The organism is Paenibacillus sp. AD87 (genome assembly GCF_001659845.1).
GTDB lineage: Bacteria > Bacillota > Bacilli > Paenibacillales > Paenibacillaceae > Paenibacillus > Paenibacillus marchantiae.
On record NZ_LXQN01000007.1, the window covers coordinates 396469 to 421919 of the forward strand.

General features: G+C 47.6%; 20 protein-coding genes and 2 riboswitches. Of the genes, 16 read left to right on the forward strand and 4 right to left on the reverse strand.

Translation table 11 applies throughout. The features are described 5' to 3' along the window. Positions 1-82: 82 nt before the first annotated feature. Positions 83-1045, reverse strand: coding sequence for an AraC family transcriptional regulator (locus tag gpAD87_RS01915; protein ID WP_064635874.1), 963 nt, complete (start codon positions 1043-1045; stop codon positions 83-85). A gap of 156 nt (positions 1046-1201) precedes the next feature. On the opposite strand from gpAD87_RS01915, the gene gpAD87_RS01920 reads away from it, so the two are divergent. The 15 genes from gpAD87_RS01920 (at position 1202) to gpAD87_RS01995 (ending at position 19735) form a co-directional block, all read left to right on the forward strand. Further along, entirely contained in the window at positions 1202-2383 is a 1182-nt protein-coding gene (locus gpAD87_RS01920; RefSeq protein ID WP_064635875.1) for a galactokinase, read from the forward strand. Position 2384: 1 nt separating this feature from the next. Next, positions 2385-3374 carry a UDP-glucose 4-epimerase GalE gene (gene galE / locus gpAD87_RS01925; protein ID WP_064635876.1) on the forward strand — a complete coding sequence of 330 codons (990 nt, stop codon included), beginning with the start codon at positions 2385-2387 and terminating at the stop codon, positions 3372-3374. Positions 3375-3389: 15 nt separating this feature from the next. Then, positions 3390-4988 carry a UDP-glucose--hexose-1-phosphate uridylyltransferase gene (locus tag gpAD87_RS01930; protein WP_064635877.1) on the forward strand — a complete coding sequence of 533 codons (1599 nt, stop codon included), beginning with the start codon at positions 3390-3392 and terminating at the stop codon, positions 4986-4988. Positions 4989-5137: 149 nt separating this feature from the next. Continuing rightward, complete coding sequence (locus gpAD87_RS01935) at positions 5138-5725, forward strand: MSMEG_1061 family FMN-dependent PPOX-type flavoprotein (RefSeq protein WP_064635878.1); 588 nt, start codon at positions 5138-5140, stop codon at positions 5723-5725. A gap of 94 nt (positions 5726-5819) precedes the next feature. Further along, on the forward strand, positions 5820-6983 hold the full coding sequence (locus gpAD87_RS01940; protein WP_064635879.1) for an iron-containing alcohol dehydrogenase: 1164 nt from the start codon (positions 5820-5822) through the stop codon (positions 6981-6983). Between the two features lie 261 nt (positions 6984-7244). Next, positions 7245-7781: a protease gene (locus tag gpAD87_RS01945; protein ID WP_063566870.1), complete on the forward strand. Its 537-nt coding sequence runs from the start codon at positions 7245-7247 to the stop codon at positions 7779-7781. 58 nt (positions 7782-7839) lie between these two features. Beyond that, positions 7840-9390: a flotillin family protein gene (locus gpAD87_RS01950; RefSeq protein ID WP_064635880.1), complete on the forward strand. Its 1551-nt coding sequence runs from the start codon at positions 7840-7842 to the stop codon at positions 9388-9390. Positions 9391-9555: 165 nt separating this feature from the next. Then, on the forward strand, positions 9556-10410 hold the full coding sequence (gene glcT / locus gpAD87_RS01955) for a glucose PTS transporter transcription antiterminator GlcT (protein ID WP_063566872.1): 855 nt from the start codon (positions 9556-9558) through the stop codon (positions 10408-10410). A 288-nt stretch (positions 10411-10698) separates the two neighbouring features. After that, on the forward strand, positions 10699-12756 hold the full coding sequence (gene ptsG / locus gpAD87_RS01960) for a glucose-specific PTS transporter subunit IIBC (protein WP_064635881.1): 2058 nt from the start codon (positions 10699-10701) through the stop codon (positions 12754-12756). 77 nt (positions 12757-12833) lie between these two features. Further along, on the forward strand, positions 12834-13109 hold the full coding sequence (locus tag gpAD87_RS01965; protein WP_024633102.1) for an HPr family phosphocarrier protein: 276 nt from the start codon (positions 12834-12836) through the stop codon (positions 13107-13109). Then, positions 13102-14814, forward strand: a complete 1713-nt coding sequence (gene ptsP, locus gpAD87_RS01970; RefSeq protein ID WP_063566874.1) for a phosphoenolpyruvate--protein phosphotransferase — start codon at positions 13102-13104, stop codon at positions 14812-14814. The genes gpAD87_RS01965 and ptsP overlap by 8 nt, the downstream gene beginning before the upstream one ends. Positions 14815-15063: 249 nt before the next feature. Beyond that, complete coding sequence (locus gpAD87_RS01980; RefSeq protein WP_064635883.1) at positions 15064-16635, forward strand: helix-turn-helix domain-containing protein; 1572 nt, start codon at positions 15064-15066, stop codon at positions 16633-16635. A 144-nt stretch (positions 16636-16779) separates the two neighbouring features. Next, positions 16780-17949, forward strand: coding sequence for an alpha/beta hydrolase family protein (locus tag gpAD87_RS01985; RefSeq protein WP_064635884.1), 1170 nt, complete (start codon positions 16780-16782; stop codon positions 17947-17949). 26 nt (positions 17950-17975) lie between these two features. Beyond that, positions 17976-18956 (forward strand): ABC transporter substrate-binding protein, encoded by a 981-nt coding sequence (locus gpAD87_RS01990; protein ID WP_064635885.1) that lies wholly within the window; start codon positions 17976-17978, stop codon positions 18954-18956. Continuing rightward, the gene (locus gpAD87_RS01995; protein WP_064635886.1) at positions 18953-19735 is read left to right on the forward strand and encodes a hypothetical protein; all 783 of its coding nucleotides are present in this window, start codon (positions 18953-18955) and stop codon (positions 19733-19735) included. Before gpAD87_RS01990 ends, gpAD87_RS01995 begins: the two co-directional genes overlap by 4 nt. A gap of 144 nt (positions 19736-19879) precedes the next feature. Here the strand turns inward: gpAD87_RS01995 and gcvPB are convergent, their stop codons facing one another. From gcvPB to gcvT, 3 genes are all read right to left on the reverse strand, one after another. Further along, positions 19880-21367 carry an aminomethyl-transferring glycine dehydrogenase subunit GcvPB gene (gene gcvPB / locus gpAD87_RS02000; RefSeq protein ID WP_064640708.1) on the reverse strand — a complete coding sequence of 496 codons (1488 nt, stop codon included), beginning with the start codon at positions 21365-21367 and terminating at the stop codon, positions 19880-19882. A 92-nt stretch (positions 21368-21459) separates the two neighbouring features. Beyond that, positions 21460-22815 carry an aminomethyl-transferring glycine dehydrogenase subunit GcvPA gene (gcvPA, locus tag gpAD87_RS02005; protein WP_064635887.1) on the reverse strand — a complete coding sequence of 452 codons (1356 nt, stop codon included), beginning with the start codon at positions 22813-22815 and terminating at the stop codon, positions 21460-21462. Next, positions 22812-23948 carry a glycine cleavage system aminomethyltransferase GcvT gene (gene gcvT, locus gpAD87_RS02010; protein WP_064635888.1) on the reverse strand — a complete coding sequence of 379 codons (1137 nt, stop codon included), beginning with the start codon at positions 23946-23948 and terminating at the stop codon, positions 22812-22814. The genes gcvPA and gcvT overlap by 4 nt, the downstream gene beginning before the upstream one ends. Before the next feature lie 197 nt (positions 23949-24145). Further along, positions 24146-24246: riboswitch (glycine riboswitch) on the reverse strand. 3 nt (positions 24247-24249) lie between these two features. Next, a riboswitch (glycine riboswitch) is annotated at positions 24250-24372 on the reverse strand. 347 nt (positions 24373-24719) lie between these two features. Here gcvT and gcvH point away from each other — a divergent pair. Next, positions 24720-25109 (forward strand): glycine cleavage system protein GcvH, encoded by a 390-nt coding sequence (gene gcvH / locus gpAD87_RS02015; protein ID WP_063566882.1) that lies wholly within the window; start codon positions 24720-24722, stop codon positions 25107-25109. Positions 25110-25451 lie beyond the last annotated feature (342 nt).

The following is a 25451-nucleotide window of genomic DNA, read 5'->3' on the forward strand; positions in this document are numbered from 1 at the left end:
CATAATGGCGGGATGCACCTTTTTTGTCTTTTATTATTTATGCTGACCTAGGCGATAGGAGATCCTACTTTTGATTACAGGGTTATCGCTGGTTCGGTGGTACTTGGCGTGTCGCTTGATGCAAGGGCCTGTTAAGAATGTTCTCCCGGTACAGACTAGGGGCTTCCCCATGGAATCGCTTGAACTGTTTGGAGAAATACAGCGCATCTGGCAACCCCACGGAGGCCGATACCTGTTCAATGGACAGATCCGGACGTTCCCGCAGCAGCTGGCGCGATTTATCGATCCTCAGTTTAAGCAGGTAGGTAACTGGTGATAGTCCGGTTTCCTGTTTGAAAATGCGGGACAGGTAAGCACGGTTATAGCCAAGACTGGCCGACATTTGCTCAATCGAGACAGGGTAGGCATATTGAGTAGACATGTATTGAATCATCTGTTTTACAGTTCGTCGTATGGAAGATTCACCTGGTACTAAGGTTTGCCCCTGAGAAAGGTGATTTTGTGCCTCGGCTAGAATCATATATAACGTACCCAATGATGTAAAATGAGAGCTTTCTTTTCGCTCGGCAAAAGCCGTCTGCATCACGGATAACCAATCGGAAATACCGCAGGAAGGACCGGCATGAAAGACAGATTTTTCCGGACGGAAACCTGCTTCCTCTATATGCTTGGCAGCCTGGCTGCCGGTAAAGGCCATCCAGCGGTATTGCCAGGGATTCCGGGCATGGGATTGGTAGCTTACAAGCTGCCCTGGTTGAATAAGGAAACAATCTCCTGCGGATAGTTCGTAGGTATGTAGTTCAGTACGGAACGTACCGGCCCCTTTTTCTACATAATGCAATAGATAATAATCGTATAGCTTCGGGCCAAGGGCGTGACCGGGAAGGGTCTGGCTTGCCCCTGCAAAGAGGACATGCAATGCCCCTTTTTCATAATAAACAGGATTGGAGGCAACCGAGTAGCTGAGTGCTCCACTTTTGCCAGAGGTTTCCGGAATTTGTTTTATCGGATCCCCCGTTAGACCTTCCTTACGTTGTTCAGTCATGATGACATTCCTTTCCTTCCTGGATGTTCCATTCATTATACGTCGAAAGGTCACATTTATCCATATGGAACACACATGGTTGCATTTCAAGAGGAACCGCCTTCTTGTATAATAACATTAAGAAAACCAACAACATTGAGATGGGGTGCAGCAGCAATGAACATAAATGAATTGAAACAAAAGTTTATTGACAAGTACGGAGAGAGTGGAGCGGACATCCGTGTGTTCCATGCCCCTGGGCGGGTGAATCTGATCGGTGAGCACATTGACTATAACGGGGGGTACGTGCTTCCGGCAGCGCTTGAATTCGGTACCACTTTGATTATCCGTGAGCGTGAGGACAACAAGTTGCAGTTGGCTTCCACGAATATGTCCTATGAAGGAACGCTGGATACGCCCTCGATTGGAAAAGAGAAAACAGGGGAATGGACGGATTACCCGGTAGGCGTCATGGTTGAACTGCAAGGCAAAGGCGTAAAAGTAACCAAAGGTTATGACTTCCTCTATCATGGAGAAATTCCGAACGGCGCAGGACTTTCCTCTTCCGCATCGCTGGAGGTTCTTACCGGGTTTGCTATCCAGTCGCTTGAAGGTGTGAATGATATTGATACGGTTCAACTTGCGCTGCTGTCCCAAAAGGCAGAGAACGAATTCGTTGGCGTCAACTGTGGCATCATGGACCAGTTCGCTGTAGCTAATGGAGCAGAGGATCATGCGATCCTGCTGATGTGTGACACCCTTGAATATGAAAAAGTGCCATTCCGTACCGGCGCCTACAAGCTGGTCATTGGTAACACGAACAAACGTCGGGGGTTGGTGGACTCGGCTTATAACGAACGTCGCTCCCAATGTGAGCAAGCACTTGCCATTTTGAAAGAACAACTGCCTGCACTGAACTATCTGGCGCAACTTACACCTGAACAATTCGTTACACTGCAGGATCACATCAAAGATGAGAAGGTAAGACAGCGTGCCCAGCACGTCGTGGAAGAGAATGCACGTGTACTTGCATCGGTGGATGCACTGCGTGATAACGATCTGGAAACCTTCGGCAAGCTGATGAATGCTTCTCATGAATCCCTTCGTTATCTATATGAAGTGAGCTGCGAAGAACTGGACGTGATGGTTGAAGAGGCTCAACGTATTCCAGGCACTCTAGGTGCACGCATGACTGGTGCAGGATTCGGTGGATGTACGGTATCTCTTGTGCATGAAGACGATGTAGAGCGTTTTGTAAGCGAAGTTGGAGCGGCATATGAAGCACGTACCAGTCTCAAAGGCGAGTTCTATGTATGCGGAGTAGGCGATGGCGTTAAAGAATTGAAGGAGGCGAAGTAAGATGGCGATTTTGGTGACAGGTGGAGCAGGATATATTGGTTCTCATACGGTAGCGGCTTTGTTGGAACGTGGCGAAGAGGTAGTTGTACTGGATAACTTGCAGACAGGGCATCGTGAAGCTCTGCTGGGCGGAAAATTGTATGAAGGTGATCTGCGTGACAAGGAACTTCTGGCGAAGCTGTTCGCTGAGAACTCCATTGATGCAGTCATCCACTTTGCGGCTAACTCACTGGTTGGCGAGAGTATGAAAGATCCCGTGAAATACTATGACAACAACGTGTTTGGGACATTGTGCCTGCTGGAAGCGATGAATGCAGCGAATGTACGTCGCATCGTCTTCTCCTCCACGGCTGCTACTTATGGCGAGCCGGAGAAAGTGCCGATTGAAGAGAGCGACCGCACAGAACCTACGAACGTATATGGTGAGACCAAGCTGATGATGGAGCGCATGATGTCCTGGTTCGATAAAGTACAGGAGATCAAATACGTCTCCCTTCGTTACTTCAATGCTGCCGGAGCCCATGATAGCGGCAAAATCGGTGAAGATCACCAGCCGGAGAGTCATCTTATCCCACTCGTACTGCAAACGGCATTGAAACAACGTCCACACATCGCCGTGTTCGGTGACGACTACGCGACAGAAGACGGAACCTGTGTACGTGATTACATCCACGTAAGTGATCTGGCGGATGCACATCTGCGGGCCGTAGATTATCTCCGTAAAGGGGAGAACAGCAACGTGTTCAACCTGGGCAACGGTCAAGGCTTCTCTGTTAAACAGGTTATTGAGACGGCTAAGAAAGTAACCGGACTGGATATTCCGGTTGTACAGGAACCACGTCGTGCGGGTGATCCAGCTGTACTGGTGGCTTCGTCTGCCAAAGCAAGATCCGTACTGGGTTGGAATCCAAAATGGACCAATCTGGAAGATGTCATTCAAAGCGCATGGAGCTGGCATCAGTCCCACCCTGACGGCTACGGAAAAAACTAGGAGGCGAACATCGATATGTCACAGACTCATATTGCAGCAGGTGCCACAGAGCGGACACCGGAGCAGCAGGAAGCACTGCATGCCATTGAACGTCTGGTAGCATTTGCCTTGCAGAACAAATTGATTGAAGAAGCGGATCGGGATTACAGCCGTAATCTACTGCTAGAACAGTTTGGGTTCTCCGAGCCGTATGCTGGAGTATTGAACGAGACGGTGTTGGATGGACCCCAACCATTGCTGGATACGTTAATTGATTATGGGTTCACCATTGGACTTATTCCTGAAAATAGCGATACGTTCCGTGATTTGCTCGATGCAAAAATTATGGGTCAATTGATGGCACGTCCATCTGAGGTGGTGCGCGCATTCCGTCATACGGAGCAGACCGAAGGCATTGAGGCGGCTACCTCGCAATTTTATGAGCTTTCAATTCATTCCAACTACATTCGGATGGACCGTATCTCCAAGAATGTGTATTGGACACAGGATACAGCTTATGGAGATATGGAGATTACAATCAACCTGTCTAAGCCGGAGAAAAGTCCAAAGGAAATCGCGATGGCAAAGCTGCTTCCGCCTCCGGTATATCCGAAATGCCAACTTTGTCGTGAAAATGTGGGCTATGCGGGACGGGTCAACCACCCGGCCCGTCAAAACCTACGTGTCATTCCTTTGGAATTGAACGGCGAACCTTGGTTCTTCCAATACTCGCCATACGTGTACTACAACGAGCACTGCATTATTTTCCATCACGATCATGTGCCGATGAAATTAACCAAGGATACGCTGCGTAGGCTGCTGGCTTTCGTGGGGGAGTATCCGCATTACTTTATCGGTTCCAATGCCGATCTGCCCATCGTTGGCGGCTCCATCCTGACTCATGACCATTTCCAGGGTGGACGTCATACCTTTGCCATTCAAAATGCGAAACCAGAGGCAGTATTCCGCCATGCTGGTTCGCCGGGGCTTACGCTTAGTCTTGTGAAATGGCCAATGTCCGTACTGCGGCTGGCCTCACAGGATCCGGCGGAGTTGCTCGAAGCGGGGAATGCCGTTTATGAAGCATGGAAGGTGTACAGCGATTCTACGGTGGAGATTGAGGCCTTCAGTGAGGTTGACGGAGAACAGATTCCACACAATACAGTGACTCCAATCGTTCGTCGCAGTGCGGACGGAGGATATGAGATGGACCTCGTTCTGCGGAACAATCGCACGAATGATGAACATCCCGAAGGGATTTTCCATCCGCATCGTGAAATGCATCATTTGAAAAAAGAGAACATTGGACTCATCGAAGTGATGGGCCTTGCAATTCTGCCAGGTCGTTTGAAAGAAGAGCTGGACAGCATCGCGGATATTCTTGCTGGGGATACCAAACTTGCTGAGGCGGCCAAAGCTTCCGAACATGTGTTGAACAAACATCTGGGCTGGGCAGAAGAACTGATCGAACGTTTCGGTCCCAACCTGAACAAGGAGCAAGCTGTTGCGATTGTGCAACAGGAAGTAGGCCTAAAATTTGCCGAAATTCTGGAGCATGCAGGTGTATACAAATATGATGAGGCAGGACGCCAAGCCTTCCGTCGTTTTGTAAGCAGCATGGGATATACCGAATAGTAGTCAACTAACCAAAACACCCGCCCAATCATGAGCGGGTGTTCTTGTCGTTCTTGACATTTGTGTGCATTGGAATGAACTACCGAGCCAGTTATAATAGAGGGAAGTCCTAGAGTACCACAATGAATTGAGGAAATGGGGTTAATAATATGGAAAAGAAGGCATTGGATATTCCGTTGATCACAGATGCTGAGGAACTGCAAGGCATGGTGGGTGAACCGCATGAACATGTGCGTAACAAGGCAATCTCATTTGTGGATTCACATGTTCAGAACTTTCTATCCATATCACCATTATTTTTCCTCTCCACGTCCGATCGTGATGGGAAAAGTGATGTGTCACCCCGGGGCGATGGAGCGGGATTCGTAAAAGTTTATGATACATATCGGCTCGTCTATCCCGAACGCCCGGGCAATCGGCGGATAGACTCTTTGTTGAACATTTTGTCTAACCCTGGTATTGGCATGCTCTTTTTGATTCCGGGTCTGAATGAAGTGCTGCGCATTAATGGTACAGCGTCCATTACCAAGGATGAAGAATTTATCGCGAGTATGGGCTGGACCGGTAAAACGATTGGTGCGGCTGTCATTGTGGATGTGGAAGAGTGCTTTATCCATTGTCCGCGGGCATTCAAACAGGCTGGATTATGGGCCTCAGAAACATGGGTGGATGCTGAAGATTTGCCTTCAACGAGCGAGATGTTTCGAGCCCACTTGCAAATCAACGGGTTGTTATAAAGTGAGTGGCTATCGATTTGTTTTTGTATAAACGGGGTACTATAATTGGAGTTGCACTAAAAAATTCTAAACTCCATTGGAGGCGACAATAGATATGAGATCATTTCAATTTTATAATCCAACCCGATTGATTTTCGGTAAAGGTCAGCTGGAAGCACTGAAAACCGAAGTACCGAAATACGGCAAACGGGTTCTGCTTGTATATGGTGGCGGCAGTATCAAACGCAGCGGTTTGTACGATCAGGTGATCGGTTTGCTGAAGGAAGTTGGAGCTGAGGTTACGGAGTTGGCTGGTGTAGAACCGAACCCACGTCTTTCGACGGTTCACAAAGGCGTAGACCTTTGCAAAACGAATAATATTGACCTGATCCTCGCTGTAGGCGGCGGCAGTGTACTGGACTGTGCCAAAGCGATTGCCGTAGGTGCTAAATATGACGGCGACATGTGGGACTTTGCTCAGCGCAAAGCCGTAGCACAGGATGCTCTTCCACTCGGAACCGTGCTGACAATGGCTGCAACTGGCTCGGAAATGAATGCCGGTTCGGTTATCACGAATCAGGATACACAGGAGAAGTTGGGCTGGGGCAGCGCGTATTCGTTCCCTGCGTTCTCAATTCTTGATCCGGTAAATACATATACCGTTCCTCTGGACCAAACGGTTTATGGCATGGTTGATATGATGTCCCACGTACTGGAGCATTACTTCCATCTGGATGCCAACACACCGGTTCAACTCGGATTCTGTGAGACGATTCTGCGCACAGTTATGGATGTAGCCCCTCGTTTGGTTGAAGACCTGGAGAACTATGAACTGCGTGAAACGATTCTGTACTGCGGAACGATGGCATTGAATGGTGTACTGAACATGGGTCTCGCTGGTGACTGGGCTACTCACAATATCGAACACGCGGTATCCGCAGTGTATGACATTCCGCATGGCGGAGGGCTCGCGATTCTGTTCCCGCATTGGATGAAGCATAATGTGGACGTCAATGTGGATCGTTTCAAACGTCTCGCGATCAATGTGTTCGAAGTTAATCCTGAAGGTAAATCGGACAAACAGATTGCTGAAGAAGGCATCGAAGCGTTGAGCAAATTCTGGACATCCATTGGTGCGCCTAACCGTCTGGCTGATTATGATATCGATGACAGCCAAATCGAAGTGATGGCTGACAAAGCCATGCTCTTCGGCCCATTTGGTAACTTCAAAAAATTGCAACGTGAAGACGTTGTATCTATCTACAAGGCTTCTCTATAAGAATAAAACATAAATACACAGCGATGTGTTCTGGAACCGCACGTCTCCTTTAACGGAGATTTGCGGTTTTTTTGTTGTGAATAAGAGCGAATTGGAGAATGTTCCAGGAACTGGACCATTTTGCAACCAGAATAACCATTATCGGGTCTAGGAACCAAATGAGGAAAGATTTTGAAACATAACAGTGGGTTGCTACGTATTTATTTACATGAGGAATGCCCAGTTGGATGGAATTGCGGCAGAAGAGAGGAGGAACGGGGAATGGAGTCAATCTATTGGGGGTGTCTAATCGGAGGAGCCATATTTGCAGTCGTCAGCCTTGTGCTAGGTGACTTGATTGATGGCTTGCTGGACGGGGCCTTTGAATTGCCAGGCCTTGATTTTTTCAAACCTGTTGTGCTGGCTGGTTCCATAACAACCTTTGGCGGAGCCGGTATTATGCTGACACGTTATAGCTCGATAAGTGCGATTTCGGCACTGATACTATCCCTGCTTATAGGTATTGCTGCAGCCATGCTGGTATTCTTTGCATATATCAAGCCGATGCGTAACAGTGACGTTTCCATTGCGTTTTCCATGAAAGAGCTATCCGGGAAAATTGGAGAAATTACCATTCCGGTACCGGAAAAAGGTTTTGGTGAAGTCATGATCAAGATTGCTGCCGGTAATACGGTGCACACGGCATCCAGCTTTGAACATCGTCCCATTGCGGCGGGAGCGCGTGTTGTAGTTGTGGATGTAACCGAAGGCGTGCTGCGTGTGTCGGAATGGGATGAAGATGTACTTAAAGATGTTTAAGGTAGTTTAACCGTTAGCAGTGTAAGCACTCATGTATGAATAAGGGGAGAGATGTGGAATGAATAATCTGGATATGGATGTGTTGTTGGTTCCTGCAATTGTTGTCGGTGTAATTCTGATTCTTGGTTTGGCGTTCTGGGCGAGGTACAAAACGGTTGGGCCGGATGAAGCCATGATCGTTACGGGTTCATTCCTTGGAAGTAAAAATATTTCCGACGATGACTCCGGACGCAAAATTAAAATTGTTCGTGGAGGCGGCGCATTTATCTTGCCAGTATTCCAGCAGTCAGAGTTTATCTCACTGTTGTCCCATAAGCTGGACGTTTCCACACCGGAAGTATACACGGAACAAGGCGTACCGGTCATTGCCGATGGTGTCGCCATTATCAAGGTCGGAAGCTCAATAGAAGACGTGGCTACTGCAGCCGAGCAATTCATCGGTAAGCCGGTAGAATCGTTAAGAGGCGAAGCACAGGAAGTTCTGGAAGGGCATTTGCGGGCCATCCTCGGAACGATGACGGTGGAAGAAGTATACCGTAACCGCGATCGCTTCGCGCAAGAGGTTCAAGGTGTAGCTGCCAGGGATCTGAAAAAAATGGGACTGCAAATTGTCTCTTTTACCATCAAAGATGTTCGTGACAAACAAGGTTATCTGGATGCCCTCGGTAAACCGAGGATAGCAGCCGTCAAGCGTGATGCTGAAATTGCGGAAGCGGAAGCGATGCGGGATGCACGTATTCAGAAGGCCAATGCAGAAGAGCAAGGGCAAAAAGCCGAGTTGCTGCGTGATACGAATATCGCTGAAGCTGCAAAAGAGAAGGAACTGAAAGTAGCGACGTTTAAGCGGGATCAGGATACTGCTAAAGCAGAAGCGGATCAGGCTTACCATATCCACGAAGCGCGTGCGAGACAAACCGTGGTGGAGGAAGAAATGAAAGTTGAACTCGTTCGTAAAGAACGTGAGATTGATCTGCAAGAGAAAGAAATTATCGTACGTGAGAAGCAGTATGATGCTGAAGTGAAGAAAAAGGCAGAAGCGGATCGTTATGCGGTGGAGCAGGCTGCCGAAGCGGATAAAGCCAAAAGAATGCGTGAAGCCGATGCAGTACAGTACTCCATTGAAACGCATGCGAAAGCTACTGCGGAGCAGAAGCGTCTTGAAGGGCAGGCTATGGCGGATGCAGAACTCGCTAAAGGTACAGCGGATTCAGAAGTTATTCGTCTGAGAGGACTTGCAGAAGCGGAAGCGAAGGAAAAACTGGCCGAGGCGTTCCAAAAGTTCGGCGAAGCTGCCGTGCTCGATATCATCGTCAAAATGCTGCCTGAACTTGCTGGTAAAATTGCGGAGCCGATCTCTGCGATTGATAAACTGACTGTTGTGGACACAGGTAAAGGTGAAGGCGCCACTCGTGTAAGCAATTATGTAACTGAGCTCATGGCGACGGCCCCTGAGATGCTCAAAAGCGTTTCCGGCATTGATGTGGAGCAGTTAATTAAAGGCCTCACCAAACCTAAAACAACAGCACCGGTTGCTATCCAACAGAGTGAACCTGTAACGACTCCCTCTATAATCGATAAGATTGTGGAAAAAGCTGGAGTTGACGAGTAAGACAACGAATTATAAAGCAGTCATGCTCTATTGACCTTAAGGCGAATTTTTGTTACTTTTTAAGCGAGACGTCCGGCGCGGTTTGCCCGCTTCCGGATGTCTTTTCTTTCTTACTAGGGTGTGACTGAATCACACCTAAGATGGTGTGAAAAAGAGGTGCAAATATTGAGTAGCCTGCAAGTAGCCAAAGCGCTAAATAATAATGTAATTATTGCACAGCATCCTGAACATGGAGAAGTTGTCGTGATTGGTAAAGGCATCGGCTTCAATCGGAAAACGAATGATATTATTCCTCTGATGGCTGTGGAGAAGATGTTCATTTTGAGAAACCAGCAGGAGCAGGAGCAGTATAAACAGCTTCTTCCACAAGTGGATGAAGCATTGATCGAAATTATTAACGAAGTCATTACGTATATTGCAGAACGTACGGACGTTCCTTTAAACGAACATATTCATATCGCACTGACCGACCATATTTCTTTTGCATTAAAACGGAAAGAACAAGGGATTGTTATCCAGAATCCGTTTCTATATGAGACCCGTGAAATTTATCCTGACGAATATCGTATGGGTGAATATGCGGTTCGTTTGATTAAAGAAAAACTGGGCGTAGATCTAGGAATGGATGAAATCGGTTTTATTGCGCTTCACATCTACAGTGCCATGACCAACCAAAATATTTCCCAAGTTCGCGAGCATTCGCAATTGATAACTGATTTGGTGAGCCTGGTGTCCACCCAACTGGATTATTCGTTTGAGACCGAGTCACTGGATTATTCCCGGTTACTGACTCATCTTCGGTTTGCCTTAGAGCGTGTCCGTCGGGGAGACAAAGTGGAAGAAATCCACAAATTGGATTCCCTGTTGAAGTTGGAATATCCTGAAATGTACTCGCTTGCATGGAAGCTAACGAAGGTGATGGAAAAAAGGTTGAATCTCCCAGTGTATCCTGCGGAAGTAGGTTATTTGACCATTCATTTGCAGCGCTTGAATCAAAGGAAAGAAGAAGAGAGTAAGTGAAAAAATTCCATCATTGGAATTCTGGTTCGACAAATTTCGTGTAAAGGCTTGCATCGTTTTTGAAGTGGTGCTACAATGGTCTCCGTAATCAAGCAACTGAATAAACACAAACGACGTGTTACTGATTCGATCAGGCATGAGTTATCTAGAGCGTGATTGTTCTTACCTTATACCGGGTATGCTATACCCGAAGGTTGGACCAATTTGCTTTGTTAACTCGTGCCTTTTTTGTTTTCCCTTGCTTGCTTCACAACATAAAAATTTAAAAGAAAGGGTGGATACGACGCAATGTTTAAAAAGCTTTTTGGTGTATTGCAAAGAGTAGGTAAAGCTCTCATGTTGCCCGTAGCGATTCTTCCAGCAGCAGGTTTGTTGCTCGGGATCGGTAACATGCTTGTAAATCCGGATTTTCTGCAATATGCTACAGCGCTAGATACCCCATGGGTAAGCTCGATCGCGACGATTATGATGAATGCGGGTCAGATCGTATTTGATAATCTGGCATTACTATTCGCTGTCGGTGTAGCTGTCGGGCTGGCCGGAGGCGAAGGTGTCGCAGGTCTTGCGGCCATCATCGGTTACCTGGTCATGAATGTGACTTTGGGTACGGCTGTTGGTGTTACGCCGGCCATGATCGGTGAAGTACCCGGTTATGCCAGCATCTTGGGTATCCCTACATTGAGTACTGGCGTGTTCGGAGGTATTATCATAGGTATTACCGCCGCGCTATGTTACAATCGATTTTTCAAAATCGAACTGCCGTCTTACCTTGGTTTCTTTGCAGGTAAACGCTTTGTCCCAATTATCACTTCAGTCGTTTCCCTCTTAATCGGGTTGCTTCTGGTAATCATCTGGCCTCCGATTCAAAATGGGCTGAATGCTGTATCTCACTTCATGGTAGATACAAGTCCGACATTGTCGGCGTTCATTTTCGGAGTGGTAGAACGGTCACTTATTCCGTTCGGTCTGCATCACATTTTCTATTCACCATTCTGGTTTGAGTTCGGTGAATATGTGAACAAAGCTGGAGATGTCATTCGTGGAGACCAGCAAATCTTCTTCAATCAACTGCGTGATGGTGTGAACCTTACAGCGGGAACGTTCCAAGTTGGTAAATTCCCGTTCATGATGTTCGGTTTGCCAGCTGCGGCGCTTGCGATGTACCATGAAGCAAGACCGGAGCACAAAAAGTATGTTGCAGGGATCATGGGATCAGCTGCGCTGACTTCGTTCCTCACAGGGATTACAGAACCACTGGAGTTCTCATTCCTGTTTGTAGCGCCAATCCTGTTTGCAGTACACTGTATCTTTGCAGGTTTGTCTTTCATGACGATGCAAATTCTTGGAGTCAAAATCGGGATGACATTCTCCGGTGGATTCATTGACTTCCTGATTTTCGGGATTATCCCGAACCGCACGCCTTGGTGGGATGTTATCATCGTAGGTTTGATTCTTGCAGTGATCTACTATTTCGGATTCCGATTGATCATTCGCAAATTCAACCTGAAAACACCAGGTCGTGAAGAGGCAACTCCTGAAACTGCTTCGGGCGGTGGAGGCTCAGGTTCAACGGATGATCTGCCTCACAATATTCTTGCTGCATTCGGCGGGCAAGATAATATCAAACATCTGGATGCCTGCATTACTCGTTTGCGGATTGAAGTAAATGAGAAATCCAGTGTAAATAAAGATCGTTTGAAACAATTGGGTGCATCTGGTGTACTTGAAGTGGGTAATAATGTACAGGCCATCTTCGGTACACGTTCAGATACGATTAAATCTCAAATGCAGGATATCATTGCAGGACGGACACCGGCACCAGCTCCAGCAGCTGTGGCTAAGCCAGCTCCTGAACAGGAAAAGGCGCAAGGTGAAGAAGGCGAACGTATTATTGCGGAAGACATCGTTATGCCAGTTAACGGCGAATTGATGGATATCACAAACGTTCCTGATCCGGTCTTTGCTGAGAAAATGACAGGCGATGGCTTTGCTGTTCTACCTCATGATGGCAAGATTACTTCCCCTGTATATGGTAAGGTGTTTAACGTATTTCCAAGCAAACATGCCGTAGGGATTATGTCTGACGGAGGCAAGGAAGTGCTTGTTCATATAGGTGTCAACACGGTGAAGCTGAAAGGCCAGGGCTTTAACGTGCTTGTGCAGGAAGGCGACCTGGTATCGGCAGGACAGCCGATTATGGAAGTGGATCTGGAGTATGTGAAAGCTAATGCTCCGTCGATCATCTCTCCGATCATTTTCACCAACCTGCCAGAAGGCTCGACAGTAACGCTAACGAAAAGTGGGTTACTGAAAATTGGCGATCAGCCGATTGTTGAGATAAAATAAGAAGTGTTACGACGATGGCAAGCAAGTGTAAATATATGCAATGCCTAAATTAAATTATTGAAAGTGAGATGATTGTAATGCAACAAACATTCAGAATTACAGACGAAGATGGTATCCACGCACGTCCGGCGACAGCCCTGGTTAATACAGCAAACAAATTCAAAGGTGCAGAATCCTTTGCAGAAGCTAACGGTAAAAAAGTAACTTTGAAATCCATCCTGGGTGTACTTTCCCTTGGTCTGGAACAAGGCGACACCATCAACATCATCGTTGAAGGCGAAGGAGAAGCTGAAGCTCTTCAAGCTCTGACAGACGTTATGGTTAACGAAGGGCTGGGCGAAATTAATGCTTAATGTCTCTGGGATCGCGGCTTCGGCGGGTATTGCTATCGCCAAGGCGTTTATCTTGGAGCATCCCAATTACTCTGTAGAAAAACGCGAAATCAACGACGTTGACGCAGAGATCGCGAAACTCGACTCAGCTCTGGGCAAGTCCCAGGCTGAGCTTGAGGCGATCAAAGAGCGTACTTTACAAGAGCTTGGCGAGAAAAAAGCTGAGATTTTTGCTTCGCATTTGCTCATTCTGAATGACCCGGAACTGATTGATCCGGTTAAAGCGAAAATTGCAGATGATAAGATTAATGCGGAATTCGCATTGAACGAAACAGCAACGCAATTTATCGAAATGTTCGAAAACATGAAGAGTGCTTACCTGCAGGAACGTGCTGCGGATATGCGTGATGTAACCAAACGTGTGCTAAATCACTTGCTTGGTATCGAATTCATGAGTCCTGCTGAGATCAGTGAAGAAGTGATCGTGCTTGCGGAGGATCTTACGCCTTCCGACACGGCTCAACTGAACCGTCAATATGTTAAAGGTTTTGCAACCAATATTGGTGGACGTACTTCTCACTCTGCAATCATGGCTCGTTCGCTTGAAATTCCGGCTGTCGTTGGAACCAAGGACATTCTGGCTCAAGCGAAACAAGGTGACATGATTATCGTTGACGGTTTGGACGGTCACGTACTGGTTAATCCAACGGATGATGTTATTGCTGAGTATCGTTCCAAACAGGAGCAATACGATGCACAACGTGCGGAGTGGAGAAAACTGCGTGATGAGCCAACGGTAACGGTGGACAACGTTCATGTGGAACTGGCAGCCAACATTGGTACACCGAATGATGTTGCTGGTGTTCTGGAGAATGGCGGCGAGGCTGTAGGCCTGTACCGTACCGAGTTCCTGTACATGGGCAGAGACAAGCTTCCTTCCGAGGACATTCAGTATAATGCTTACAAGGCTGTACTGGAAAAAATGGAAGGTAAACCTGTTGTTGTTCGTACACTCGACATCGGTGGAGACAAAGAGCTTCCATATCTGGACCTGCCAAAAGAAATGAATCCATTCCTAGGTTTCCGCGCAGTTCGTCTGTGTCTGGACCGTCTGGACATTTTCCGTACTCAATTGCGTGCATTGCTGCGTGCAAGCGTACATGGTAACCTGCGTGTCATGTTCCCTATGATCGCAACACTTGGTGAATTCCGTGAAGCGAAAGCTGTCTTGCTCGAAGAGAAAGAGAAGCTGGTTGCTGAAGGTATTGCTGTTTCTGACAGCATTCAACTCGGAATTATGGTCGAAATTCCTTCGACTGCAGTTCTGGCGGATCAGTTTGCCAAAGAAGTGGATTTCTTCAGTATCGGAACGAACGATCTGATTCAATACACGATGGCTGCTGACCGAATGAACGAACGAGTGGCATATCTGTACCAACCTTACAATCCAGCCATTTTGCGTTTGGTTAAAATGGTTATCGATGCAGCGCATCGTGAAGGCAAATGGGTTGGCATGTGTGGTGAGATGGCCGGAGACGAAACAGCAATTCCATTGCTACTCGGTCTCGGACTGGATGAGTTCAGCATGAGCGCAACATCTATTCTGCCAGCTCGCAGTCAGATCACCAAGCTGTCCCGTGCAGACATGCAAGAACTTGCTGCCAAAGCACTGGATATGCAAACGGCTGAACAAGTCGTTGAATTGGTTCAAAGCATTCAAGCGTAATGTAATTTTACGGGGTTTCCACCCGATTTTAAGGGTTTCTTTTTCCGATAAAAAAGCTGCAGTCTTGCAGCGATTTTGCCGGTATCTGTTGTTACAGCAGATACCGGCTTTTTTTGTTTTGGGCCGATATCACTATTCTGCAGAGAAGTTACATTTTTCCGTTTGTATCTTGGTTGAAAATCATTATCATTAAGATATTCGAACAATTCAAACAATGGACATCATGCTGAGGGAGAAAGTAGGGCTACCATGAAGGTCAATGAAAAAAAGGCAGGCAAGATGCTTAAATATAGCAGTATCGATTCGTTTGAAGTGTCCTGGAATGGAGAAATTGTTCATGCAGCGACAGCGGAACACTTCGCTATTCTTTGTACAAGTGGCTCAGGAACTTTGGTATCGAACGAACACATATCCCGATTGAATGAAGGGGAAGTCTATTTGCTGGCTCCTGGACAGAGGTTCAAGCTGGCGGCAGATGAGCAGGCGTTAAAAGGCTGTATGGTCCGTTTCGAAGTATACGAATATGGCGGAGAACAGCAGATGACCGCTACCCATGCTTTCATGGAGGGTTTGTTTTGGTGCAAAGATCCGCATCAACTCGCGCTCTCTTGTGATCGATTGCTTCAACTGGAGGTCGCTGGTGACGAGGAACACTTCAATAGACAGGCCGCATTATACGGTTTGATGACTTCACTTGTTCAAGCGGAGGCCAAGCCGGAAAGCGTTGAGTCTACCGTTTCTGCGATTGCCCGTGTTGCCGATTATATGAATGAACATCTGGATCATGAGTTAAAACGAGATGAATTGTCCAAGCTTGCTGGCCTGAGTCCAGGGTATTTTTCGTGGGCATTTCAGCAATATACAGGAAAGACCCCGACGGCCTATCTGATGGATGTCAGAATGAAACGGGCCAAGGAGCTCCTTTTGTCAGGTGATGGTGTAAAAGAGACCGCGGTCCGAGTCGGCTATGAAGATGAATTTTATTTTAGCCGCAGATTCAAACAGAAGATGGGACTTTCGCCTAATGCGTTTGTCAAAAGCCGCAGATATAGTATCGCAAGTGTCTCTGATCCAATCTCGGGCAGTTTACTGGCACTTGGCCTGCTTCCGAAAGCTGCTGCCTTTTATCCAAATCATGAATTATACAACCGAATGACTCGTCTGCATTCTTATGAGCTGGGGGAAGGGCAGATCTGGCAAGAAAATGTGGATCGATTGCGTGCGTCGGAGCCGGAGCTTATTTTCTGCACTGACATTCTGGGCGAGCGGGCGCGAAAAGAGCTGGAGCAGATTGCGCCGACAGTTGCCATCCCTTGGTTATCCGCAGACTGGCGCGAGCAGCTTCGAATGATTGCAGAAGTCATGGAGCATCGGGCAGAGGCGGAGGTGTGGCTGTCAGAATATGATGGCAAGGCGGAAGCGGTCTACCGCAAAGTAAGACGTAACATCGGTGGAGCTACCGTCAACATATGGCGTATCACGGATTCGGAATATCGGATATATGGCAAACGCAATGCTGGCGCGGTCCTTTATGATGATTTTAGATTGGCAGCTACGCATCGTCTCGATGACATCAATGTTTTTGAATCGGTGACTAAAGAAGCTCTGGAAAAATACGACGCAGATATGCTGATTATCATGGTAGATTCCACACAGCAGGCGGCCCGGACATGGAAGGCGCTCCAGACGAGCGAGCAGTGGCATCGTTTGACAGCGGTTCGGCATGGACATGTGTACGAGGTGGGGACAGAAAAATTGTTTGAGTATTCAGCATGGTCGCATGATCGGGCGCTGTCCTATTTTATGCGGTTATTTGGCTGACTAAAGTCCAGTTCACTCCGTTTAAATATCCATGTTTAGCGGAAGCAATGAATGATATGATACGTATTGAGAAAGAAAATCATTATCAGTGTAAAGAGGAGGTGACATTCCATTTCTGGAAAGCCGCCTTGGAATCTGGAGCAATTGTTCGAAGTACCTCGATTATACCCGGTTTCAGAAGATCAACATACCAGCGTACATGCTTGCTTCTATGAGGGTGTGTCATATAAAGGTCGTGCTACTCGCATATTTGCCTACTACGGCATCCCGCGTCCGGTCTCTCCTAACGAGGAAGTTCCCGCGGTAATTTTGGTTCACGGTGGTGCGGGAACAGCTTTTAGCAGTTGGGTGAAAGAATGGATGGCACGAGGGTATGCTGCGATAGCCATGGATCTGGAAGGGCATGTTCCATTCGGGGATGAGGAGCACACCGAACGGATGGAATGGCCTTCACATTCATGGAGTGGTCCTGAGAAACAGGGTGTATTTGCAGATTACGAACAGCCTGTTGAAGATCAATGGATGTATCATGCCGTAGCCGCTGTAATATTGGCTCATTCATTGCTCCGCTCTTTTCCGGGTGTAGACAAGCAGAGCATAGGTATAACAGGAATTTCATGGGGAGGCATCATCACAAGTTTGGTTGCGGGGTTAGACACCAGGCTTTCTTTTGCCATGCCCGTTTATGGCTGTGGGTATTTGCATGAACCGGGTTCCTATTATGGGCTTAGCTTTGCATCGATGCCGGAGGCAGAGGCAGAACGTGTTCGTCTATTATGGGATCCATCTACATATCTGTCGGAAAGCCGCTTGCCGATGTTATGGCTTAACGGTAGTAATGATACCCATTTTCCGTTGACCATATTTAACAAGTCTTTTGAGCAGCATCTGGAGTGCCATCCGAACAACAACAAAAGCAGACTAAGCCTTCATCCGGGTCTTGGACATTCTTATAAGGAGGCATGGGCATGCGAGGGGGTCTTCGCTTTTGCAGACAGTATCGTTAAAGCGAAACCTGCGCTTGTTGAAATTTGTGAGGAGAAACACGAGGACGGTTGGTTTGTCGTTCGGTATGATTCATGCCTTCCTGTTCTGGAGGCCAATCTTTATTGGTGCGTGGATGATCGCAATTGGAGAACCGCAAGATGGGAGTCCATTCCCGCTTCGTTGGATACAACGAACTGCAAAGCGCTCATACGTCTTCCACAGCATGGGAGTTCGTTTTTTATGAATCTAAGAAATGAAAAGGGTTGGATCACAAGCACACGTGTAATGAGAAATGAGAGAATGGCAAAAAACAAAATAATAGAATAACCAAAGAATAAGGGGATCTGTAGAAAATGAAACAACGAAATCAACGCTACTTCACGTTAACAGCAGTTTTGCTTGCGGTGTTATTATTGATTGTGGCCTGTGGCAACAAAGAGAAGTCAGGTTCGTCTGAGGCAGAACCGACGAAACAGGAACAAGCGGCATCGGATGAGTCCCAAGATACCACGTTTACATTTAAGGATACAAATGGTGAGCAGACATTACCGCAAAAGCCAGAAAACATTGCTTCCACAGTGACATATTTGACGGATCACCTGATTGCACTTGGCATGACGCCAAAAGCTACGGTGAAATCACAGAACGAAGATTTTCCGTTATATTTGAAGCCATTCTTGAATGATGTGGCTATCATCGGTGATCAAGGTAAGGTAAGTGCAGAGAAAATGCTCTCTCTTGGACCAGATCTGATTGTGACGGATACGAACAGCAAAGAGCAATACGAGAATTATGCCAAAATTGCTCCAACGGCCATGCTTGAGAATGGATATGTGGCACCTGATTGGCAGACGGCATTTCGAGCTACCGCGGCGGCCTTTGGTCTGAACGAAAAGGCAGAAGAAGTGATAAATACCTATGAAACGCATAAAGCTGAGGCGATCCAGAAGGTTCACGCCAAAGCAAAAGGTAAGACACTCATGGTATTGCGCATAAGAAATGATATTCGGTATTACGGAGACATGGACTACAAATGGCTTTATGACGATTTTGGTTTCTCCAGACCAACTGTTTTCCCCGTGACAAGCGCTGAAAGTCGCTATGAAGTGCTGTCTAATGAAAAGCTGCCAGAAATCGATCCGGATTACATTATCCTTATCAATGATAATGAAGAGATCTATAACAATCTGCAGACCTTGGGGATTTGGAAAAACATGAAGGCTGTTAAAAATAATCAGGTATTCCAGGTGGCGTCGGATTCGTGGTTTGGCGGGTATGGACCCAATGCGGCTACTTCTATGCTGGATGACCTGAATCGTTTGTTCGGCGAATGATGAATGACCGGATTCGTGAGGAACTGGGGAAGAACTTTAATCTTGTACAGGAACTGAATGGTGTACCCGTGGCATCGCTATGTGGAGAATCTATTGTTGATCCGGAGGCAATGAGAAGCTTTTTGTCCGCCTATCAACAGTTAATCGAGGGACAGGATCTAACGGTTGCCGCAGCCTATTTCACCAGTTGGTTCGGTGATGTGGCAGCTGCGCTGCAATATACCGTATCCGTCCATGATTCAGCTCCGAATTTTTCGCTAGCCAATCTGAGTATACATTTGATGAAGGAAACCGGCTATACACGAATTGCTTTTCAACTTGAGAACATGGATGTCACTCTCGCTCCGAAGGATTCGGAGGAAAGAACGGTCTGGCTTGAAGCAGAATTAAGACGTTTTTACAGTCAGACTGCACGTCCCCTCATGGAGTGTTTGTCCAAAGCTTCTGGGTTGCATGTCAGCATGTTGTGGGGGCAGTTGCCAACGGCTCTGCAAAACTACAGGGAGAATATTCATAATACGTATCAAGACGATGAAGCTCTCTTGCGTCAGTTTGCCGCTGATGAACTGGTGCTGCAAAATGGTCTGGAAGCTGATGTATTTGGTCTGGCCAAGAATCCGCTTCGTGTCAGGGTTCGGATGATTGATCATCCGCTGGAGCCTACGAAGAGACTTGCGATCAAAAACGTCTGTTGCTTGCAATATTTACGACAAGGTCGCTCCTATTGTTACACCTGTCCGCGATTGGGCAAGAAGGAACGGGCCAATTGGAAGCCCTAGACCGGAGAAGATATAATAAAGCTGACAGGTTAATAAGCAATAAAGAAAACAGCCGCGCAGAAAGCAAAATGCGGCTGTTTTTGGCATTTATTAATGATTATCAACGACTGAATATGTTTTCATTAGTTTATTAGAGGTTAGCTTTTAACTGCAAGCACAGTTCAGTACAGGTTTACGGGCTGCTGTTGTTTCATCCAGACGGGTAACCGGTGTGCTATAAGGGGCATTGAGTACTAATTCAGGCGTTTCTTCTGCTTCTTTGGCAATGCGAATCATCGTATCGATGAACCCATCCAGTGTTTCTTTGCTCTCGGTTTCCGTTGGTTCGATCATGATGCACTCCTCAACGTTCAGCGGGAAGTACACGGTTGGCGGGTGATACCCAAAATCAAGCAATCGTTTGGCAACATCCAGCGTGCGTACACCATATTGCTTCAACCCCCGGCCAGACATAACAAATTCATGTTTACACACGCCTGGATACGGAATCTCGTAGTAAGGTGCGAGACGAGCCATCATGTAGTTGGCGTTGAGCACTGCACATTCAGATACCCGGCGTAAGCCTTCAGGTCCATAAGTACGAATGTAGGCATAGGCGCGGACCAGAATACCGAAGTTACCATAGTAAGCTTTGACCCGGCCAATGGATTGATCGCCTTCGCGATCCAATGCATATATGCCCTCATCATTTTTGATGACCATCGGTTTCGGCAGAAACGGAATCAAGCGGCTCTTCACGCCAACCGGGCCGGCACCAGGTCCACCTCCGCCGTGCGGAGTACTCATCGTTTTATGCAAATTCAGATGCACTACGTCGAAGCCCATATCGCCAGGTCGGGTGATGCCCATAATGGCATTGGAGTTGGCTCCATCGTAATACAGCAAGCCACCTGCCTGGTGCACAATGGAGGCAATCTCCTGAATGTCTTTTTCGAAAAGTCCGAGTGTGTTCGGGTTAGTCAGCATGAGTGCTGCGGTGTCCGAACCAACAGCTGCGCGAAGTGCGTCCAGATCTACGAGCCCGTCTGCGCGGGAAGGGATCGTTACCGTTTCGAAACCTGCTACTGTGGCACTTGCCGGGTTGGTCCCGTGAGAAGAGTCCGGTACGATAACTTTCGTGCGCTGTTCACCACGGCCTTCGTGGTAGGCACGGATCATCATGAGCCCAGTCCATTCGCCATGTGCGCCAGCAGCTGGTTGGAGCGTAACGGCATCCATACCGGTTAGTCCGGCAAGGTCATTTTGCAACGTGTAGAGCAGTTCAAGTGCACCTTGAATGCTGGATTCATGCTGATAGGGATGAATTTTGGCGAACCCGTTGTAACGGGCCACATCCTCATTAATCTTCGGATTATATTTCATCGTACAAGAGCCCAGCGGATAGAATCCGTTATCTATCCCGAAATTACGACGAGACAGGGCAGTGTAATGGCGAATGACGTCAACTTCAAAAACCTCAGGCAATGCTGCTGCTTCCGACCGAAGCATTTCCCGGGGAATCAGGGAATCCACAGCTTGACGGGGAACGTCGCATTCAGGCAACGAATAAGCGACCCGACCCGGACTGCTGAGTTCAAAAATCAACGATTGCTCCGGTGCTGGAGAGGCAGCCTGGTTAGTGTCTGTTGTGATAGTTTCAGGTTGGCCCGAAGTGGAGATAGAGGTTACCGTTTCCGATTGTCCTTGTGCTGATGTCGTCGTTGTCTTTGTTGTCGTTTCCTGAGTCACAGCGATCCCTCCAATACACGTGCGAATTCGTCGATCTCTTCCTTGCTGCGTCGTTCAGTAACTGCAATCAGCATATGTCCGGCGAGCTCCGGATAATCACGTCCAAGCTCATAGCCGCCAATGAAACCTGCATCCAGCAATTTCAGTTGCAGTGGTTCCACATTTGTTCCTTCAGGCAGTTGGATAACAAACTCATTGAACGTAGGTGCGGTAAACGTAAGAGAGACGCCTGGAATTGCGGTAAGCGTGTTAAGGGCATAATGGCTCTTTTGCAAATTCAAATCAGCGACGTCGATCATGCCTTGTTTACCCATAATGGACATATATACAGAGGCGCTCAGCGCGAGTAACGCCTGGTTGGAACAGATGTTGGACGTCGCCTTTTCACGGCGGATATGCTGTTCCCGTGCTTGCAGCGTGAGTACAAAACCACGCTTGCCGTTGCGGTCCGTTGTCTGGCCTACAATTCGGCCAGGAATTCGGCGCATATGAGCTTGGGATACGGCGAAGTATCCGCATGTTGGGCCGCCGAGTGAAGCGGCGATGCCAAGGGGCTGCGCGTCGCCAACGACGATGTCAGCACCCAGCTTGCCTGGGGCTTCCAGCAGACCCAGCGATAGCGGGTTGGCGCTGACCACGAGCAGGCTCTTGTGCGCATGCGCAAGGTCTGCGGCCTGTTTTACATTTTCCACGGCGCCGAAGAAGTTCGGGCTCTGGATCATGACGGCTGCGGTGTCATCGGACACGGCGGCTTGCAGGGCATCCCAGTCTGTTACACCATTTTGATATCCAATCTCAACAATCTCCAGATTGAGGCCGTGAGCATAAGCTTGCAATACCTGACGGGATTCGGGGTGCACGGTACGTGACACAATCAGCTGTTTGCGGCGGGTTGCCGCTGCGGCCAGATTGCCTGCTTCCGCAAATGCAGTTGCACCATCGTACATGCTGGCATTGGCTACAGCCATGCCTGTCAACTCACAGATGTAGGATTGAAACTCGAAAATCGCCTGCAATTCTCCTTGGCTGATCTCGGGTTGATAGGGTGTATAGGCTGTATAGAACTCGGAACGGGAAATTACATGATTAATGACGGAGGGAACGTGGTGATCATAAATGCCTGCACCCAGGAAACTGGCGTGTGTCTCGAAGTTGGCATTCGCTGCCGCTTGCTTCGACATATGACGTGTCAGTGCGTATTCATCCAGTTTGGAGGAAACAGGCAGTTCGCCCTGATAGCGAATCTCCTGTGGAATGTCATGGAACAGATCCTCAATCGTTTCCACGCCGATGGTTGCCAGCATGGCACTCTGATCCTGCTCGGTCATGGGGATGTAGCGATGCTTGCTCATGCTTGATCAGCTCCTTGAGTAGGTGTCTTTGGCGCACGTGTCCGTTTATGAAAAGGGGTCTTCACGACCTCGGCTTTCAGTTTCTTGCCACGAATCTCAATCTCCAGCGGGGTACCCAGTGCAGCATATTTGCTGTCAATCAAGGCCAGCCCCAGATTACGTTTTAACGTAGGCGACTGGGTGCCTGTGGTTACTTCACCAATCTGTACGCCTTCGGCGTAAATGGGATAATGAGGACGAGGGATGCCGCGCTCCAGCACTTCGATGCCGACCAGCTTTCGGGCAGGCCCATCATTTTTTTGCTGCAACAAGGCTTCATGTCCGATAAACGGTCCTGCATTTAGCTTCACAAACATACCTACGCCAGCCTCCAGCGGTGTGATGGTTGCAGACAATTCCTGTCCATACAGGGGCAGCTTGGCTTCAAAGCGCAGCGTATCCCGGGCACCCAGTCCTGTCGGAACGAGTTCGTGACCTTCTCCGGCTTGCATCAATCCGTTCCAGACCTCAGCAGCTTGTTCCGCGGGAACATAGAGCTCAAAGCCATCTTCACCCGTATATCCGGTGCGGGATAACAGCAATGTAACGCCACATACCTTCGCATTTGCCACAAAGCGGAAAGGCTCAATCGAAGACACATCGGTGTCTGTCACCGCTCTGAGAATATCCACTGCCAGCGGACCTTGCAGAGCAAGCAGCGCCGTTTGATCCGAATCATTGGTCATCGTTACGCCTGGCGTCATGTGCTGTTGCAGCCATGCCCAGTCCTTGTCGATGTTGGAGGCGTTAACCACCAGCATATAATGCTGGTCTTTCAGTTTATAGATCAGCAGATCATCGACCACGCCGCCATCCGGATAACACATTAACGTGTATTGGGCCTGACCGGGAACGAGTGTTGTTACATCATTAGTGGTCATGTGCTGTAAAAAAGCTTCTGCGTGTTCACCTTGTACGGTGAATTCGCCCATGTGGGATACATCAAATAATCCGGCACGTTCTCGCACCGCTTCGTGCTCTTTCTGAATTCCACTGAATTGTACCGGGAGCTCCCAGCCACCAAAATCAATGCATCGTACGCCTTCATATTGCTGATAGAGTGGAAAGAGTGGGGTTCTAAGCAAATCGGACATCCAATCACCTCGTCATGGGCCGTCAACCGGCCGAGTGTATAACCGTGGATCAATGAATCTGGCATCATATTTTATTATAAAAGTAAGGTAAGGACGCTATAGGCAGCGCCGCTCTATAACCTGTTTTCGTTTTTTTGGGAAAAAGGAAAAGGACAGGCCAAAGAATCGGCATGCCAGAAGCACGCTGTATTCTTAGGCTCTGTCCTTGGTACCTGAGAGTTACCCCGCCGCATGATGCAGCAGGTTTCCCCTTGGGTGATCATAACGCCCATACAGGGCGATTAGATGCTCTCCAGAGTTGCGTCCCGTAAAAGTCCTTTTGCCTGAGAGATTCACCTCCGCTTGTCGGTGGCTTACTCCTTCGGCGTTACCGCATGTACACCCTGATTCGGGTGTCAAGGGTAATCTCTCCCTTTACATTCATCCGCGGGTATTGCATAGACCAATTAAACACATTTACTACTCTCATTAAAGCCTGAATCGTCTATTGATGTCAAGAACGATATCATAGATATGAACAAAAAATCCGAATGAAATTTTTAATTAACATTAAAATGTTCGTCTATTTATAAAGAGTGCGCTTACTTTTCTAATATTCACCATTATATGTAGGGAGGGTCCATTTGAGTTACAGGCATATAAGGAAGAAAAACAAATAAATTGTGAGGTATCTTGACATTTGAATCGAAAATATCATACGCTATGTTCTGGGAAAAAGGTTAAGGTCAAAGAAACGCATGCACTCATTAATGAAAAGCGAGGCGGATATCGATGAGCGAATTGAAAAGTGATTTCCTGTACAGTGAAGAGCACGAATGGGTGCAGACCGTAGGGGAGGATACCGTACGTATTGGCATTACCGAGTTCGCGCAGCATCAGCTGGGTGACATTGTGTTTGTAGAATTGCCTGACCTTGAATCGGATGTAAAAGCGGAAGACGGCATTGGAACGATTGAATCCGTCAAAACCGTTTCGGATTTGTTTTCTCCTGTCAGTGGAACGATTATTGCTGTGAATGATGCATTGCAGGATTCCCCGGAGCTGGTTAACAACTCCCCATATGAGGAAGGCTGGATGATCGAGATTCGTGTTGAGGGCGACCTCACAGCAGCACTTTCCACATTGATGAACGCGGATGCGTATCGTAAACATACGGAATAATATTAAGGTACAAATTTCCGCTAGATACGGAGTTTCAGCTTAATGGAAAAGTTCGTTTAACGTAATAAAAATGAATCGATTGATTATAGATCCGGATGGTGATACAGCTCATTCGGAGAATACTTAGGCGCAATTGCCTCACCTGGGACAGGATGAGGCAATTGCGTTTTTTTCGTTGTTACTCGACTAAGTAGATGGAATAAATATCAATCTAACGTGTTTCATCATTATTTCTAATTGAGATAGAAACAGCTCATTTAAATAGAAGAAATTTACAATTTCATTTGTCATTAAAATGGGGCATTTCGTGGGTATGATACATGAAAGGGAATAACAGGTTCC

What these genes read in the sequence shown, in the direction of transcription:
- ptsG (WP_064635881.1), top strand. Translation starts at nt 10,699, where the DNA reads ATGTTTAAAAAGCTTTTTGGTGTATTGCAAAGAGTAGGTAAAGCTCTC.
- gcvPA (WP_064635887.1), bottom strand. Translation starts at nt 22,815, where the DNA reads ATGAGCAAGCATCGCTACATCCCCATGACCGAGCAGGATCAGAGTGCC.
- gpAD87_RS01920 (WP_064635875.1), top strand. Translation starts at nt 1,202, where the DNA reads ATGAACATAAATGAATTGAAACAAAAGTTTATTGACAAGTACGGAGAG.
- galE (WP_064635876.1), top strand. Translation starts at nt 2,385, where the DNA reads ATGGCGATTTTGGTGACAGGTGGAGCAGGATATATTGGTTCTCATACG.
- gpAD87_RS01915 (WP_064635874.1), bottom strand. Translation starts at nt 1,045, where the DNA reads ATGACTGAACAACGTAAGGAAGGTCTAACGGGGGATCCGATAAAACAA.
- gpAD87_RS01965 (WP_024633102.1), top strand. Translation starts at nt 12,834, where the DNA reads ATGCAACAAACATTCAGAATTACAGACGAAGATGGTATCCACGCACGT.
- gpAD87_RS01980 (WP_064635883.1), top strand. Translation starts at nt 15,064, where the DNA reads ATGAAGGTCAATGAAAAAAAGGCAGGCAAGATGCTTAAATATAGCAGT.
- ptsP (WP_063566874.1), top strand. Translation starts at nt 13,102, where the DNA reads ATGCTTAATGTCTCTGGGATCGCGGCTTCGGCGGGTATTGCTATCGCC.
- gpAD87_RS01950 (WP_064635880.1), top strand. Translation starts at nt 7,840, where the DNA reads ATGAATAATCTGGATATGGATGTGTTGTTGGTTCCTGCAATTGTTGTC.
- gpAD87_RS01990 (WP_064635885.1), top strand. Translation starts at nt 17,976, where the DNA reads ATGAAACAACGAAATCAACGCTACTTCACGTTAACAGCAGTTTTGCTT.
- gpAD87_RS01995 (WP_064635886.1), top strand. Translation starts at nt 18,953, where the DNA reads ATGATGAATGACCGGATTCGTGAGGAACTGGGGAAGAACTTTAATCTT.
- gcvT (WP_064635888.1), bottom strand. Translation starts at nt 23,948, where the DNA reads ATGTCCGATTTGCTTAGAACCCCACTCTTTCCACTCTATCAGCAATAT.
- gcvH (WP_063566882.1), top strand. Translation starts at nt 24,720, where the DNA reads ATGAGCGAATTGAAAAGTGATTTCCTGTACAGTGAAGAGCACGAATGG.
- gpAD87_RS01930 (WP_064635877.1), top strand. Translation starts at nt 3,390, where the DNA reads ATGTCACAGACTCATATTGCAGCAGGTGCCACAGAGCGGACACCGGAG.
- gpAD87_RS01935 (WP_064635878.1), top strand. Translation starts at nt 5,138, where the DNA reads ATGGAAAAGAAGGCATTGGATATTCCGTTGATCACAGATGCTGAGGAA.
- gpAD87_RS01940 (WP_064635879.1), top strand. Translation starts at nt 5,820, where the DNA reads ATGAGATCATTTCAATTTTATAATCCAACCCGATTGATTTTCGGTAAA.
- gpAD87_RS01945 (WP_063566870.1), top strand. Translation starts at nt 7,245, where the DNA reads ATGGAGTCAATCTATTGGGGGTGTCTAATCGGAGGAGCCATATTTGCA.